General features: G+C 72.8%; 13 protein-coding genes. 6 read left to right on the top strand and 7 right to left on the bottom strand.

What is annotated here, in order from left to right; all coding sequences use genetic code 11:
* Positions 1-5: 5 nt before the first annotated feature.
* Positions 6-1427 carry a cytosine permease gene (locus tag ACWD01_RS28065; RefSeq protein WP_451165582.1) on the top strand — a complete coding sequence of 474 codons (1422 nt, stop codon included), beginning with the start codon at positions 6-8 and terminating at the stop codon, positions 1425-1427.
* A gap of 297 nt (positions 1428-1724) precedes the next feature.
* On the opposite strand, the gene ACWD01_RS28060 is transcribed toward ACWD01_RS28065, so the two are convergent.
* The 3 genes from ACWD01_RS28060 to ACWD01_RS28050 all read right to left on the bottom strand — a co-directional run bounded on the left by ACWD01_RS28060 (position 1725) and on the right by ACWD01_RS28050 (position 4372).
* Positions 1725-2831: a branched-chain amino acid aminotransferase gene (locus ACWD01_RS28060; protein WP_451165581.1), complete on the bottom strand. Its 1107-nt coding sequence runs from the start codon at positions 2829-2831 to the stop codon at positions 1725-1727.
* A gap of 262 nt (positions 2832-3093) precedes the next feature.
* Positions 3094-4137: a 3-isopropylmalate dehydrogenase gene (locus tag ACWD01_RS28055; RefSeq protein WP_451165580.1), complete on the bottom strand. Its 1044-nt coding sequence runs from the start codon at positions 4135-4137 to the stop codon at positions 3094-3096.
* Positions 4138-4243: 106 nt separating this feature from the next.
* The gene (locus ACWD01_RS28050) at positions 4244-4372 is read right to left on the bottom strand and encodes a hypothetical protein (protein WP_356892917.1); all 129 of its coding nucleotides are present in this window, start codon (positions 4370-4372) and stop codon (positions 4244-4246) included.
* 323 nt (positions 4373-4695) lie between these two features.
* Here ACWD01_RS28050 and ACWD01_RS28045 point away from each other — a divergent pair, with 323 nt between their 5' ends.
* Together ACWD01_RS28045 and ACWD01_RS28040 are read left to right on the top strand one after the other, a co-directional pair.
* A complete protein-coding gene (locus ACWD01_RS28045) occupies positions 4696-5034 on the top strand; it encodes a PadR family transcriptional regulator (protein WP_451165579.1) in 339 nt (112 codons plus the stop codon).
* Positions 5031-5759 carry a hypothetical protein gene (locus ACWD01_RS28040; protein ID WP_451165578.1) on the top strand — a complete coding sequence of 243 codons (729 nt, stop codon included), beginning with the start codon at positions 5031-5033 and terminating at the stop codon, positions 5757-5759. The genes ACWD01_RS28045 and ACWD01_RS28040 overlap by 4 nt, the downstream gene beginning before the upstream one ends.
* A gap of 22 nt (positions 5760-5781) precedes the next feature.
* Here the strand turns inward: ACWD01_RS28040 and ACWD01_RS28035 are convergent, their stop codons facing one another.
* The 4 genes from ACWD01_RS28035 to ACWD01_RS28020 form a co-directional block, all read right to left on the bottom strand.
* Complete coding sequence (locus ACWD01_RS28035; RefSeq protein WP_451165577.1) at positions 5782-6339, bottom strand: GNAT family N-acetyltransferase; 558 nt, start codon at positions 6337-6339, stop codon at positions 5782-5784.
* Between the two features lie 101 nt (positions 6340-6440).
* Positions 6441-6833, bottom strand: a complete 393-nt coding sequence (locus tag ACWD01_RS28030; protein WP_451165576.1) for a hypothetical protein — start codon at positions 6831-6833, stop codon at positions 6441-6443.
* A 133-nt stretch (positions 6834-6966) separates the two neighbouring features.
* Complete coding sequence (gene pruA / locus ACWD01_RS28025) at positions 6967-8598, bottom strand: L-glutamate gamma-semialdehyde dehydrogenase (RefSeq protein ID WP_451165575.1); 1632 nt, start codon at positions 8596-8598, stop codon at positions 6967-6969.
* Positions 8599-8844: 246 nt separating this feature from the next.
* Positions 8845-9771 carry a proline dehydrogenase family protein gene (locus tag ACWD01_RS28020; protein ID WP_451165574.1) on the bottom strand — a complete coding sequence of 309 codons (927 nt, stop codon included), beginning with the start codon at positions 9769-9771 and terminating at the stop codon, positions 8845-8847.
* Between the two features lie 144 nt (positions 9772-9915).
* Between ACWD01_RS28020 and ACWD01_RS28015 the strand changes: the two genes are divergently transcribed.
* The 3 genes from ACWD01_RS28015 to ACWD01_RS28005 all read left to right on the top strand — a co-directional run bounded on the left by ACWD01_RS28015 (position 9916) and on the right by ACWD01_RS28005 (position 14407).
* A complete protein-coding gene (locus tag ACWD01_RS28015) occupies positions 9916-11109 on the top strand; it encodes a PucR family transcriptional regulator (protein WP_451165573.1) in 1194 nt (397 codons plus the stop codon).
* An 80-nt stretch (positions 11110-11189) separates the two neighbouring features.
* The gene (locus ACWD01_RS28010; RefSeq protein ID WP_451165572.1) at positions 11190-12677 is read left to right on the top strand and encodes an ABC transporter substrate-binding protein; all 1488 of its coding nucleotides are present in this window, start codon (positions 11190-11192) and stop codon (positions 12675-12677) included.
* Entirely contained in the window at positions 12674-14407 is a 1734-nt protein-coding gene (locus tag ACWD01_RS28005) for an ABC transporter permease subunit (RefSeq protein ID WP_451165571.1), read from the top strand. The genes ACWD01_RS28010 and ACWD01_RS28005 overlap by 4 nt, the downstream gene beginning before the upstream one ends.
* Positions 14408-14440: the final 33 nt, after the last annotated feature.

Here is a 14440-nt window from a genome sequence, read left to right as displayed (position 1 = left end):
AGCCCATGCCGGTGGAACAGCGCGGAGTCGACACCGTCCCAGAAGCGGAGCGCACCAGCACTCCGCGCGATCTCGTCTCGATCCTGCTGGGCTCGAACCTCTGCCTGGGGGTGATCGTCTTCGGCTGGCTGCCCGTCTCCTTCGGACTCGGGCTGTGGCCGTCGGTCACCTCCGTCGTCGCCGGCACGCTCGTCGGTGTGGCCGTCACCGCCCCGCTGGCCCTCGTCTCGCTGCGCACCGCGACCAACCTGTCGACGTCCAGCGGCGCGGCCTTCGGCGTCCGCGGCCGCCTCGTGGGCTCCGTCGTCGGCCTGCTGCTCTCGCTCGGCTACACCGCCCTGACCCTGTGGATCGGCGGCGACGTGGTGATCGGCACCCTGGCGCGGCTCGCCGGCCTGCCCACCGGCGGCGTCGCCCACACCCTCGTCTACGCGCTGCTCGCCGCCTGCACCGTCGTCTGCGCCGTGTACGGATACCGGCTGCTGCTGCGTCTCAGCAAGGTGCTGGCCGTCGGCATGACCGCGCTCCTGCTGCTGGGCGTCGTCGCCTACGCGCCCGACCTCACCACGGCCGCGCCGCCGGACACCCCGTACCTGCTGGGCTCGTTCTGGCCGACCTGGGTGCTGTCCGCGGTGGCCGCCGGGCTGAGCGGACCGATCGCCTTCATCACCCTGCTCGGCGACTACACCCGGTACATCTCGCCGCTGCGCCACAGCTCGCGGCGGGTACTGGCCGCGACCTGCCTGGGGCTGGTGGCCGGGCTGCTCGTGCCCCAGCTCTTCGGCACGTACACGGCGCTGGCGGCCCGCGCCGGGCTCGACTACGCCGGACCCCTGGTCGCCGCGTCCCCCGCCTGGTACCTCGTCCCGCTGCTGCTCGCCGCGGCGGCCGGGTCGGTGGGCAACGCGGGCCTGATGCTGTACTCGATGGGCCTCGACCTCGACGCCATCCTGCCGCGCACCACCCGCACCCGGGCGACCCTTGTGGTGGCCGTGGTGGCGACGGCGTTCGTCTTCCTCGGCCACTTCGTGTGGGACGCCCAGTCGGCCATGACCTCGTTCGTGCTGCTGCTCACCGCGGTGGGCACGCCGTGGGCGGTGATCACCCTGACCGCCCACGTCCGCTGCGGCGGCGTCTACGACGCGGAGGCCCTCCAGGTCTACAACCGCCGCGCCCGCGGCGGCGTCTACTGGTTCCGCGCGGGCTGGAACGCGCACGCCACGCTCTCGTGGGCGCTCGGCGCGACGGTCGGCCTCGCGGCGGTCTCCACCCCGCTGTACGAGGGGCCGCTGCTGGCCATGACGGGCGGGGTGGACTGCAGCTTCGTGCTGTCCGGCGTGGTGGGCGGGCTCGCGTACGCGGCGGTCCGAACGCGGCCGGCTGCGCCGGAGGGGGCGGCGGAGGCGTCGGTGGCGGGGGTGTCGTGACGGCGGGGTGGACCGCTGCGCGGAGCGTGTTCCCCTACCCTCCCCCTGCGGCCCAGCGGCCGCGGGGGGACCCCCACCCTCCCGTGACCGGGCTCCGCCCGGACCGGCGCCTCAAACGCCGAGGCTGACAGAGTCAGCCCGGCCTGGGGGCACCTCCCCCTACGCCTGGCCGCGTGGGAGGTGCCCCCACCCACGGCCGCCAGGCCGTAGGGGGAGATCGAGGCCACCGCGCGAAGCGCGGTACCGGGCCCGGGAAAGCCCGCCGCAGGCGCCGACCCGCCCGGACCCGGAACGGCGTTACGCCAGTTCGTGCGTCCAGCCGTGGATGTCCTCCGCGCGGCCCGTCTGGATGTCCAGCAGCGCCGCGCGCAGCCTCATCGTGACCTCACCCGGCCGCCCGCCCGACTGCTGCCACTCGCCGCGCGCGGACTTGACCGTGCCGACCGGGGTGATCACCGCGGCCGTGCCGCAGGCGAAGACCTCCTTGAGGGTGCCGTTCTCGGTGTCGGCCTGCCACTGGTCGATGGAGACGCGGCCCTCTTCCGCCCCGTAGCCGAGATCCTTGGCCAGGGTGAGGAGCGAGTCGCGGGTGATGCCCGCGAGCAGCGAGCCCGTCAGCTCGGGGGTGACGATCTTGAGGTCGCCGCCGGGGCCGGTCTCATAGACGAAGTACAGGTTCATGCCGCCCAGTTCCTCGACCCACTTGTGCTCCACTGCGTCGAGGTAGGCGACCTGGTCGCAGCCCCGCTGCGCGGCCTCGGCCTGGGCCAGCAGGGACGCGGCGTAGTTGCCGCCGGTCTTGGCGTCGCCCATGCCGCCGGGGACGGCGCGGACCCGGTCCTCGGAGAGCCAGATCGAGACGGGCTTGACGCCGCCGGGGAAGTACGCGCCCGCCGGGGAGGCGATGACGAGGAAGAGGTACTCGTTGGCCGGCTTCACGCCGAGGCCGACCTCGCTCGCGATCATGAACGGGCGGAGGTAGAGGGACTCCTCGCCGCCGTGCGCCGGGACCCATGCCTTGTCCTGCTGGACGAGCGCGTCGCAGGCGGCGATGAAGGTGTCGACCGGCAGCTCGGGCATCGCCAGCCGGCGGGCGGAACGCTGGAAGCGCGCGGCGTTGGCCTCGGGCCGGAAGGTGGCGACGGAGCCGTCGGGGCGGCGGTACGCCTTGAGGCCCTCGAAGATCTCCTGCGCGTAGTGCAGGGTCATGTTGGCCGGATCGATGGACAGCGGCCCGTACGGAACGAGCTGGCCGTCGTGCCAGCCGCGCCCCTCCGTCCACTTGATCGTCACCATGTGGTCGGTGAAGTGGCGGCCGAATCCCGGGTTGGCCAGGATCGCCTCGCGCTCCGCGTCGGACAGCGGGTGCGAGGAGGGCTTGAGCTCGATCGTGGGCGTCGTCATGAGTGCAGTGTCCTTCACCGGTTGTTGTGACGGACCGCGCTCACGCCGACTGCTTGGACGTCCGAGCATCGCCGTGCACCACCACGGTCCACGTCCGATTATCGCCCGTGGAAGACCGTGCAGGGAACGTCGTGATTGCGGCCCAGGGTTCGATGGTGGCACCCGGGGGCCGCACAGGAAAAGCCGCCGGGCGCGATGTGAAATGCGACCCGGCGGCTTCTGGGGATGTCCGGGGACACCCCGGAGGCAGTGTTCCGGCGGGTCAGCTCGCTACTCGTACCGCGAGCGCGTCGCCGATCTCGTCCGTCGTGCGGACCGTGTCCGGCGTCCGCTCCGCCAGGTCGGCGGCGACCGTGTCCTCGATCCGGACGGCCTCGCTCTCGTAGCCCAGGTGCCGCAGCAGCAGGGCGACGGAGAGGACGGTCGCGGTCGGGTCGGCCTTTCCGGTGCCCGCGATGTCCGGCGCGGAGCCGTGCACCGGCTCGAACATCGAAGGGAACTCACCGGTCGGGTTGATGTTCCCGGAGGCGGCCAGGCCGATGCCGCCGGTCACGGCAGCGGCGAGGTCGGTGAGGATGTCGCCGAAGAGGTTGTCGGTGACGATGACGTCGAAGCGCTCCGGCTGGGTGACGAAGAAGATCGTCGCGGCGTCGACGTGCAGATAGTCGGTGGTGACCTCGGGATACTCCTGGCCGACCCGGTCGAAGATGTTCTTCCACATGTGACCCGCGTACACGAGCACGTTGTTCTTGTGGACGAGCGTCAGCTTCTTGCGGGGGCGGGCGTTGGCCCGCTCGTACGCGTCGCGGACGACGCGCTCCACCCCGTACGCGGTGTTGAGGCTGACCTCGGTGGCGACCTCGGCGGGCGTGCCGGTGCGCAGGGAGCCGCCGTTGCCCGTGTACGGGCCCTCGGTGCCCTCGCGGACGACGACGAAGTCGATGTCCGGGCGGCCGGCGAGCGGGGTGGCCGTGTTCGGGAACAGCTTCGACGGACGCAGGTTGACGTAGTGGTCGAAGGCGAACCGCAGTTTCAGCAGCAGACCGCGCTCCAGCACACCGGACGGCACCGACGGGTCGCCGATGGCGCCGAGGAGGATCGCGTCGTGACTCCTGAGGGAGTCGAGCTCCGCGTCGGGGAGGGTCTCTCCGGTGCGGTGCCAGCGCCGGGCGCCGAGGTCGTACTCCTTGGTCTCCAGCTTCACATCCTGGGGCAGGACCGCGGCAAGGACCTTCAGGCCCTGTGCCACTACTTCCTGGCCGATGCCGTCACCGGGGACAACTGCGAGATTGATGCTGCGAGACATGTCGGCACCCTACTCCCCGTCCCATGGATTGACATGAGAGGTCCACCATGTGGACGGGGAATTCGAACGCGGCGGGGTTCGCCGCTCGGGCGGGGGCTGCCGGCGCTCAGTGGCCGGTGGCGCCACCGTTGTCCCGGCGGTCGAGGGCGCGCTGCAGGGCCGCGGCGGCGTTCTTGCGGTCGGACTCGGTGGTGCGGGAGGCGTGACGGACTCGGCGGACGGTCACAGCGGTCATGGTGATCGACTCCTTGAGATCAGAAGAGATTTCGAGGCGCCGGAAGGGGCGGGGAGCGGTGCCGCAGGGGTTGCCTGCACGGGGCACGGGCTCACGACCGCCATTCGCTGGATCGAGCGAGACGTTCGGCTTCTACAAAAGTAGGACAGCTCAGCCGGTCTGTCTCCACAGTTACTCGGACTTCCTACTATCTGAGACGCGATCATGCGCCGCCGCGCCGGCGGCGCCCGCAGCTCCCGGATCAGCGCCTGCCCGGCGAGCACCCTCGACCATGCATCACCATCTAGATTGCTTTCCTATCTAGGTGGTGATGGAATACGGCCATGGCCGCAGACCGCAGATCCAGCTGGCTCAAGGGCGTACTCGACCTGCTCGTCCTGTCCTGCCTCACGCCGGGCGAGAGCTACGGATACGAGATCTCCAGAGCGCTCGCCGAGGCGGGGCTCGGGCAGATCAAGGGCGGGACGCTCTACCCGGTGCTCAACCGGCTCGAGGAAGCCGGGCTGGTGGTGGGCGAGTTCAGGGCCGCCGAGCGCGGGCCCGGGCGGCGCTACTACCGGCTCACCGACCGGGGCCGGGAGTATCTCGCGGCCGAGAGCGGGGCCTGGTCCGACTTCCACACCGCCGTCAGGACCCAGCTGTCCACAGGGGGAACGCGATGACCACCGACCACACCGGATACTTCGAAGAGCTCGCCTCCGCGCTGCGCGCGGCGCACGTCCCCGAGGACCGGACAGCCGCGACGATCGCCGATCTGACCGCCTATCTGGACGAGACGGGCGCCACGCCCGAGGAGGAGTTCGGCCCGGTCGCCGGCTTCGCGGCGGGGCTGGGCGGCACGGCGCCCGACGCGGCCGGGCCGCCGGACGAGGAGGCGGAGACCTGGACCTGGACCGCCGACATCTACAACGACCGCAGACTGCTCGCCGCCCACGGCGACCAGGGCTGGGAGGTCGAACGGCTGGACGCGCTCGGCCGGTTCGTGTGCCGGCGGCCGCGCGGCACCGCGCTCCGCTGGGAGTACCGCCGCGAGATCGTGGGCGGCAGGCAGCGCGAGGCGGTGCTCGGCCGGCTCGTCCCGGAAGGCTGGGAGCCGTGCGGCGAGTGGTTCTTCTACGCGTACTTCAAACGGCCCCTGGCGGCGAGCGCGGGACCGACCGCCGCGCTCGGCGCGCCGCCGGACCGCCCGGCGCGCTCCTGGTACATCGGCGCGAAGGGCTGGGCGGTGAGCGCGGGCTGGCTCGCGGTCACGGCCGCGATCCTCACGGCGTACTACAGCCGCAGCCTCGACTTCGCCGTGGCGTTCCCGGTGCTGCTGGCCGGCACGTTCGGCATGACCTACTGGGTCCGGCGCACCGTCGCCAGGAGCAGCGGCGACGCAGCCTGACGCGGCCGGCGGGCCGGGGCGGTCAGAGCACGTCCCCGTCCCGCCAGTCGAAGACCAGCGCGCCGGCGGCGGGACCGGGAAGCCCGGCGCCCGCCGCCGGACGCAGAAAGGTGGAGTCCTCCTCCTCGGGGAGGCGGACCGTGCCGCGCGGCCCCATGACCTCGATGCGGCCCTGCCACAACTGCCAGTCGCGGGCCCGGTAGAGCGGCGCCCCGTCCTCCGACGCGGAGAGCGCCCCGAGGTCGTACGCCCCGTCGATCACCGTCTCGAGGGCCACCATCACCCGCCCGCCCAGCCCCTGGCGGCGGCGGTCGGCGCGGACCGCGACGGCCTCCACGTACCCCACCCGGTAGGAACGGCCGGCGTGCAGCACCCGCCGCATGATCACGCTGCCGTGGGCGGCCACACCCTTTCCGTCGTGGACGAACGCGTGGACACCGCCCAGGGCGTGGGCCCAGTCCACGTCGCCGAAGTCACCGTCGAACGCGGTCTCCAGCATGGTCCGGATGCCGCCGAGGCCCGCCCCGGAGAGCTCATACGTGTGGGCCGTGCGCAGCGCGTCGGTCGCGTGATCGGTCATGCGGGTCACTGTGGCAGTGAACGCCGGGCGGGCGGTACCGAGTTGCGCCGTCGGACCGGCCGCGCTGTCGGAAAAGCGCCACGCGGGGCAGTACGGGATTCTCAGAGCCTGCCGCCGGTGAGGCGGGACAGCGGGCCGCGCTGCCTCAGCCCGACCCGGCGGCCGAGCGCGTACGAGCCGGCCACCACGGTGGCGACACCCGTGCCCGCCCCGGCCACGACGGCCTTGCGGGCCTTGACGACGGTCCAGACGACGCCCGCCTTGTCCGCGGCGGTCCCGGCCGCGGAGACGGCCGTGTGCTGGACGGTCCGCGCGGCGGCCGCGGCCTTCCGGGTGGTGGCGTCGCCGATGCCGCGCACCGACTCGGCGGTCCGCCGGCCGGTGTCCTGCGCCGTGCTCCCGGCGGTGTCCTTCGCCGTGTCCTTGGCCTGTTGTGCTCGCGTTCCGGCGCTGCTCGTACGGGCCCTGGTCGTGTTCTTCTTGGTCTCAGCCATGCCATCCGGGTATCCGGCACGCGCCGCCGCAAACTGAGCCCTCGTCAACCCCGTTGCTCGCGTGGGCGACGGAAACCGCCCCCGTTCCGGCGTGGGGGCCGGTACGGGGGCGGAGACCTGGGCGGCCGTCCGGTCAGCCCATGTGCGGGTACGTGTAGTCGGTCGGTGCGACCAGCGTCTCCTTGATGGCGCGGGTCAGCGTCCAGCGCATCAGGTTCTGCGGGGCCCCCGCCTTGTCGTTGGTGCCGGAGGCACGGCCGCCGCCGAAGGGCTGCTGGCCGACGACGGCGCCGGTCGACTTGTCGTTGATGTAGAAGTTGCCCGCCGCGTAGCGGAGCTTCTCCATCGCGTCGGCCGCGGCGGCCCGGTCACCGGCGATGACCGAGCCGGTCAGCGCGTACGCCGACACGGACTCCATCTGCTCCAGCATCTCCTCGTACTTGTCGTCCTCGTAGACGTGGACGGCGAGGATCGGGCCGAAGTACTCGGTCGTGAAGACCTCGTTGTCGGCGTCGGAGCACTCGATGACGGTCGGGCGGACGAAGTAGCCGACCGAGTCGTCGTAGCTGCCGCCCGCGACGATGGTGCACGTCGGGTCCTCCTTCGCCCGGTCGATCGCGGCCTTGTTCTTGGCGAAGGCGCGCTCGTCGATCACGGCGCCGATGAAGTTCGACAGGTCGGTGACGTCACCCATCGCGATGGCGTCGACCTCGGCGGCGAACTCCTCCTTGAATCCGGAGTTCCAGATGGAGGCGGGGACGTACGCCCGCGAGGAGGCGGAGCACTTCTGGCCCTGGAACTCGAACGAGCCGCGGGTCAGCGCGGTCTTGAGGACGGCGCGGTCGGCGCTCGGGTGGGCGACGACGAAGTCCTTGCCGCCGGTCTCGCCGACGATCCGCGGGTAGGAGCGGTACTTCTCGATGTTGTTGCCGACCGTCTTCCACAGGTGCTGGAAGGTCCTGGTCGAGCCGGTGAAGTGGATGCCGGCGAGCATCGGGTGCTCGAGGGCCACCTCGGAGACGGCGATGCCGTCACCGGTCACCAGGTTGATGACGCCCTTGGGCAGACCGGCCTCCTCCAGCAGCCGCATCAGCAGCACGGCGGCGTGGGTCTGCGTCGGGGACGGCTTCCAGACGACGACGTTGCCCATGAGCGCGGGCGCGGTCGGCAGGTTGCCGGCGATGGCGGTGAAGTTGAACGGGGTGATCGCGTAGACGAAACCCTCGAGCGGCCGGTGGTCGAGGCGGTTCCACACGCCCGGCGAGTTGGCCACGGGCTGCTCGGCGAGCAGGTCGCGGGCGTACTTGACGTTGAAGCGCCAGAAGTCGACGAGCTCGCACGGGGTGTCGATCTCGGCCTGCTGGGCGGTCTTCGACTGGCCGAGCATGGTGGAGGCGGCCAGCGTCTCGCGCCACGGGCCGGCCAGCAGCTCGGCGGCGCGCAGGATGATCGCGGCGCGGTCGTCGAAGGACATGGCGCGCCAGCCCGGCGCGGCCTCGAGGGCGGCGTCGATCGCGTCCTGCGCGTCCTGCTGGGTCGCGGTGCCGAAGGTGCCGAGGACGGCCTTGTGGTTGTGCGGCTGGACGACGTCGACGCGCTCGCCGCCGCCCATCCGCCGCACGCCGCCGATCGTCATCGGCAGCTCGATCGGGTTCTCGGCCAGCTCCTTGAGCCTGGCCTCGAGACGGGCGCGCTCGGGCGAGCCGGGGGCGTAGCCGTGCACCGGCTCGTTGACGGGGGCGGGAACCTGGGTCACGGCGTCCATGAGTTACCTCTTCCGAATGGTTTTCCGACCTCAGCCGGGAGAAACTGAGGTCCTGTGCATATGTTGGGCGACGGTCAGGGCTTGACCGTCACGAACTCGCTTCGGCGGGTGACTGAGAAGCCTCAAGGGGCGTAGTCACGGGTTCCGTTGCTCCTTCAGGAGACAAAGCGGAAGGGTCCGGCACGGCCGGGCGGAGAGCGGTGGTTGTCGCCTCCCAGGATGCGCCTGGGAGGCGACACCCACCGCTCAGCCCTTGGTGAGAATCGAGCGGGCGAAGAAGAGCAGGTTGGCCGGCTTCTCCGCGAGGCGGCGCATGAAGTAGCCGTACCAGTCGGTGCCGTACGCGGTGTAGACGCGCATCCGGTGGCCCTCGGCCGCCAGTCGCAGGTGCTCGTCGCCGCGGATGCCGTACAGCATCTGGAACTCGTACTCGTCGAGCTTGCGGCCGGCGCGGTGGGCCAGCTCCTGGGCGATGGCGATCAGGCGGGGGTCGTGCGACCCGATCATCGGGTAGCCGTCGCCCTCCATCAGGATCTTGAGGATGCGGACGTACGCCTTGTCGATCTCGGTCTTGTCCTGGTACGCGACGGAGGCGGGCTCCTTGTACGCGCCCTTGACGATACGGACGCGGCTGCCCGCCCGGGCGAGGCGGCGGGCGTCGTCCTCGGTGCGGAACAGGTAGGCCTGGATCACGCAGCCGGTCTGCGGGAAGTCCTTGCGGAGCTCCTCGTGGATGGCAAACATCGAGTCGAGGGTGGTGTGGTCCTCCGCATCCAGCGTAACCGTCGTGCCGATGGCCGCGGCGGCCTCGACGACGGGGCGTACGTTGGCGAGCGCCAGCTCGTGGCCGCCCGGGAGCGCCTGGCCGAACATGGAGAGTTTCACGGACATCTCGGCCCTGGCGCCGAGGTCGAGGCCGGCCAGGTGCTCGACCAGGTCGAGGTAGGCGTCCCGCGCGGCGGCGGCCTGCCCGGGGGTGGTGATGTCCTCTCCGACGACGTCGAGGGTGACCTCGAGGCCCTTGGCCGCGGCGTCCTGGACGATCGGAATGACCTGCTCGACCGTCTCGCCGGCGATGAACCGGGCGACGACCTGCTTGGTCCCCGGGGCGGCCGACACGAAGCGGCGCATTCTGTCGCTGCGCGAAGCGGCGAGGATCACGGGACCCAGCACGGGGCACCTCCACGGAACAGGTGTTGAAGTGGCCGGAACCGAACGATTCGGAAACAGCACGGAGAACCACCCTGAAACCTAAGGATGGCCCCGGCCGTCTGCCATCGACAGCTGTCACGCATCCGTGTCCGGGATCTCAGACATATGTCTGAAGGGTGCGAGAATGGCGGGGTGAAAGGCGACTACCAGGACCTCGTCGACGAGATCTCCGCGCTGCTGGCCATGCCGGCGACCCTGGAGAACCGCGACTTCGGACTGATCGCCTTCGGGGCGCACGACAGCGACAGCGCCTTCGACGAGACCACCCTCGATCCGGTCCGCACCCGCTCGATCCTGACCAGGAAGTCCACCCCGGCGGTCCGCGCCTGGTTCGAGGGATTCGGCATCACCCGCGCGACCGGCCCGGTCCGCATCCCCGCCGCCCCGGAGGCGGGCGTCAACCGCGGCCGGATCTGTCTGCCGGTGCGGCACCGGGGCGTCGCGCTCGGCTACGTGTGGCTGCTCGACGCGGACCCCGGGCCGACCCCGGAGCAGTTGGCGGCCGCGATGGAGGTGACGGAGCGGATCGGCACCCTCCTCGCCGACGAGGAGCGGGCCGGGGCGGACCTGTCGCGGGAGCTGCGGGCGGTGCTCACGGCGGAGCGGGGCTGGCAGTACGACATGGCCCTCACCGCGCTGCGGTCGGCGCTCGGCCCGGACGCGGAGGGCCCGCACACGGTGGTGTGCGTGGCCCCGTGGCCGGAGTCCGACGCGCCCTCGCCCCGGTCGCTGCCGGGCGCGGCTGCGCTGTGCACGGTCCCGCTGCCACAGGGCGGCCCGGCGCCCGGTCCCGCGCTGGCCGCGCTGGTGCGGCTGCGCTCCGCGGACGCCCCCGGTCCGGCGCTGACGGCGGCCGCCCGGCTGCGCGACGCGACGGGCGGGGAGCCGGCGGCCGCCGCCGGGGTGGCCTCGGCGCGCCGGGGACTGGCCGGGCTCGGCGCCGCCTGGCGCGAGGCGGCGTCGGCGGCCCGCGCCGCGCTGGCCGAGCCCCGGCTCGGACCGGTCGCCCCGTGGTCGGACCTCGGCCCCTACCGGATGCTCACCGCGCTGCCCGCCGACGTGCTGCACGACCCGGCGGTGACGGAGCTGCTGGCGCCCTCGCACGCCGAACTGGCCCGTACCGCCGAGGTGTTCCTCGACTGCGCGGGCCAGGCCGGGCGGACGGCGGCGGCATTGGGCATCCACCGGCAGACGCTCTACTACCGGCTCTCCCGGGTCGAGCAGCTCACCGGCCTGGACCTCGACGACGGTGAGCACCGGCTGCTGCTGCACATGGCGCTGAAGAGCGCGCGCCTCTGACCGAACCCCGTTATTGAAAATAATAATCATTATGCTAAGTTCGGGCATCCCGTCGACCCCATGCCCGAAAGAGTGCCCCCGTGCGCCGCCTGACCGTCCGTCTCCTGCCCTCCGCCGCCCTGGCCTCGGCATCCCTTCTGCTGACCGGCTGCTTCGCCGCCTCCGGCGACACCTCGGAGGCAGGAGGCAAGCGCGTGCGTGTCGCGATGATGAACCCGCCTCGCTCCGGCCTCTCTCCGCTCTCCGACGACGCCTTCAAGCTGTCGCGCTGGTCCACCGCGGAAACGCTCGTCACGCTCGACGCCGACGGCGACGCCGTTCCCGCCCTCGCCACCCGGTGGCAGCAGAAGGGCACCAGCTGGGTCTTCACCCTCCGCGAGGGCGTCACCTTCCACGACGGCAGCGGGATGACGGCGCACGACGTCCGCCGCTCCCTGACCCGCGCCGCCACCGCGTCCCCCAAGCCGCGCATCCTCGACGGGGTCGACCTCACGGTCACGGCGGAGGGGACGACGGTCACCGTCACCACCGCCGCAGAGGACCCGCTCGTCCCCCAGCGGCTCAGCTCCCCCCAGCTGTCGATCCTTTCCGCCAAGGCGTACCGGGGGAAGACCGTCGACCCGGTCGGCACCGGCACCGGGCCCTTCCGGCTGACGAAGGTCGACGGCACCTCCTCGGCCTCCCTCGACCGCTACGACGGCTACTGGGGCAGGAAGGCCAAGGCCCCGGGCATCGACGTGAGGTTCGTGCCCGACGGCACGGCCCGTGCCGCCGCCCTGCGCAGCGGGGAGGCCGACATCGTCGAGGCCGTTCCGGTGTCGCAGGCCGCGCTGCTCGACGAGGACCTGATCCACGAGGTCCCCATGCCGCGCACCAACACCCTCTACCTCAACACCGAAAAGGGCCCCTTCAAGGACCCGGCGCTGCGCGCCGCCGCGCGGGAGGCCGTCGACGCCGGCTCGATCGTCCGGGGCGTGTACGAGGGCCGCGCCGATACCGCCCGCGGTCTGCTCGGTCCCGCCCTCGCCTGGGCGGACGGGCTGCGCACCGCGCCGCGGCGGACCGCACCCGGCGACCCGGACGGCGCCACGATCACCATCGGCACCTTCACCGACCGGGCCGAGCTCCCGGAGGTGGCCCAGACCCTCCAGCAGCAGCTCCGGAAGGCCGGTTTCACGGTGAAGCTGGAGGTCCGCGAGTACGCCAACATCGAGTCCGACGCGCTGGCCGGCGCCTTCGACGCGTTCGTCCTGTCCCGGGCGACGGTCCTCGACTCCGGCGATCCCGCCGCGTACCTCTACAGCGACTTCGCCTCCCGGGGCTCGTTCAACATCGCGCAGCTCGCCGACCCGGCCGTCGACAGGGCGCTGGAGAAGGCGGCGGCGACCACCGCGGGCGACGCCCGCCGCAGGGCGGTCATCGAGGCCGAGACGGCGGTGCTGGCCACCGACGCCGCCGTACCGATGCTGCACGAGCGGGTCATCCAGGGTGACGCGGCCTCGGTCGTCGGCGCGGCGCACGACCCGCGCGAGCGGCAGCTCGTCACCGTCGACACGTACGTCAAGTGAGGGCGGGGCTGACCCGGGCGGCCGGCCTCGCCGCGGTCCTCGCGGTCGTCGGTCTGCTGCCCTGGCTCTCCGGCAAGGACCCGGCGCTCTCCGTCCTGCGGGCCCGTTCCGCCGAGCAGGAGGCCACCGCGGAGGCGCTGGCCGCCGTCCGCGCCGACCTCGGGCTCGACGCCGGTCCCCTGGCGCTCCTGGGAGGCTGGGCGTCCGGTCTGGTCCGCGGCGATCTCGGCGCCTCGTGGGTGTCGGGCACCGACGTGCTGCCGTCCGTCCTCGCCGGCCTGCAGGTGTCGCTGGGGCTGATGGGCGCGGCCCTCGCCGTGGCGGTGGTGGTGGCGACGGCGGCCTGCGCACCGGTCCTGGTCCGCGGCCGGGGCACCTCGGGCGCCGTCGCCGCGGTGCTCGCCGCACTCCCCGAGTTCCTGCTGGCGACCCTGCTGCTGATCGTGGGCGGGGTGTGGCTGGGATGGCTGCCGACCTCCGGCTGGCAGGGCCCGGCCCATCTGGTGCTGCCCGCCGTCGCGCTGGGTCTGCCGGCGGGCGGTCTGCTCGGGCGGCTCGTCGCCGACGCGCTGCCCGGCGCACTCGGCGAACGGTGGGCCGAATTGTGGCGCGGCTCGGGCGTCCGCCCGTCGGTCGTCGCCCTGGCCGCCCTCCGGCGCGTCCTGCCGCCGCTCGTGCCGCAGTTCGGCATGGTCGTCGTCGGTCTCACGGGCGGCGCGATCGCCGTGGAGACGGTCTTCGCGGTGCCCGGCATCGGCCGTACGGCGCTGGGCGCCGCCAAGTCCCAGGACCTGCCGCTGCTCCAGGGCTCGGTGCTGGCGCTGCTCGTGCTCGGGCTGACGGCGGGCGCGCTCGCGGCCCTCGTCCGGCGGCGGCTGCTCGGCCGCGGTCTCCGCGACGCCCGTCTGACCCTGCCCGCTCCCCCGCCGCTACGGACCGGGTTGCTGCTGCCGGCGGCGCTGGCCGCCGTCCTGCTGGCCGTGATCGGGTGGGGCCTGCTGCGCGACCCGTACGGCGTGGACACGGCCGCCCGGCTCGCCGCACCTTCGCTCGGCCATCCGCTCGGCACGGACGGTCTCGGCCGGGACGTCCTGGCCCGGCTCGGGCACGGCGCGGCCGCGACCGCGGGCACCGCCGCCGCGGTCTGCGCACTCAGCTTCGTGGCCGCGACGGCCCTGGGCTTCGTCCCGAACGCGGCCGCCGGCATGTCCGACATCGCCAACGCCCTGCCCCCGGTGATCACGGGCATCCTGGTTGCCGCGGTCGTCGGTCCCGGCCCGGGCGGTGCGGCGCTCGCCGTGGCCCTGATCTCGTGGCCCCCGCTCGCCGCGCACGCCGCGGCGCTCGTCCAGGAGGTACGGGCCTCCGGCTTCCTCCTCGCCCAGCAGGCGATGGGAGCGAGCCCGGCATGGATCCTGACCCGGCACGTCCTGCCCTCGGTCGCCGGACCGGTGGCCCGGCACGCGGTGCTGCGGCTGCCCGGCGTCGCGCTGGCGCTGGCCTCCCTCGGCTTCCTCGGGCTGGGCGCCCAACCGCCCGCCCCGGAGTGGGGGCTGCTGCTGGAGGAGTCACGCGCCTATCTGGAGCGGGCCCCCTGGGCGGCCCTCGCCCCTGCCGTGGCGCTCGCCGCGCTGGCCGCGCTGGCGGTGTCCCTGGCCTCGTACACGCGGACGGCCGGCGCCCGTACCACCACCCGCACCCGGAAGGCCCTGACCCGTGCGACGACCTGACACCGACCGGCGCCCGCATGTACGGGAGGAACC

Source organism: Streptomyces sp. NPDC002835, from assembly GCF_053591995.1.
Note: the sequence above shows the minus strand (reverse complement) of the source record. Positions and strands in the feature narration are given on the sequence as shown.

What these genes read in the sequence shown, in the direction of transcription:
- ACWD01_RS28065 (WP_451165582.1), top strand. Translation starts at nt 6, where the DNA reads ATGCCGGTGGAACAGCGCGGAGTCGACACCGTCCCAGAAGCGGAGCGC.
- ACWD01_RS28060 (WP_451165581.1), bottom strand. Translation starts at nt 2,831, where the DNA reads ATGACGACGCCCACGATCGAGCTCAAGCCCTCCTCGCACCCGCTGTCC.
- ACWD01_RS28055 (WP_451165580.1), bottom strand. Translation starts at nt 4,137, where the DNA reads ATGTCTCGCAGCATCAATCTCGCAGTTGTCCCCGGTGACGGCATCGGC.
- ACWD01_RS28050 (WP_356892917.1), bottom strand. Translation starts at nt 4,372, where the DNA reads ATGACCGCTGTGACCGTCCGCCGAGTCCGTCACGCCTCCCGCACCACC.
- ACWD01_RS28045 (WP_451165579.1), top strand. Translation starts at nt 4,696, where the DNA reads ATGGCCGCAGACCGCAGATCCAGCTGGCTCAAGGGCGTACTCGACCTG.
- ACWD01_RS28040 (WP_451165578.1), top strand. Translation starts at nt 5,031, where the DNA reads ATGACCACCGACCACACCGGATACTTCGAAGAGCTCGCCTCCGCGCTG.
- ACWD01_RS28035 (WP_451165577.1), bottom strand. Translation starts at nt 6,339, where the DNA reads ATGACCGATCACGCGACCGACGCGCTGCGCACGGCCCACACGTATGAG.
- ACWD01_RS28030 (WP_451165576.1), bottom strand. Translation starts at nt 6,833, where the DNA reads ATGGCTGAGACCAAGAAGAACACGACCAGGGCCCGTACGAGCAGCGCC.
- pruA (WP_451165575.1), bottom strand. Translation starts at nt 8,598, where the DNA reads ATGGACGCCGTGACCCAGGTTCCCGCCCCCGTCAACGAGCCGGTGCAC.
- ACWD01_RS28015 (WP_451165573.1), top strand. Translation starts at nt 9,916, where the DNA reads ATGTCTGAAGGGTGCGAGAATGGCGGGGTGAAAGGCGACTACCAGGAC.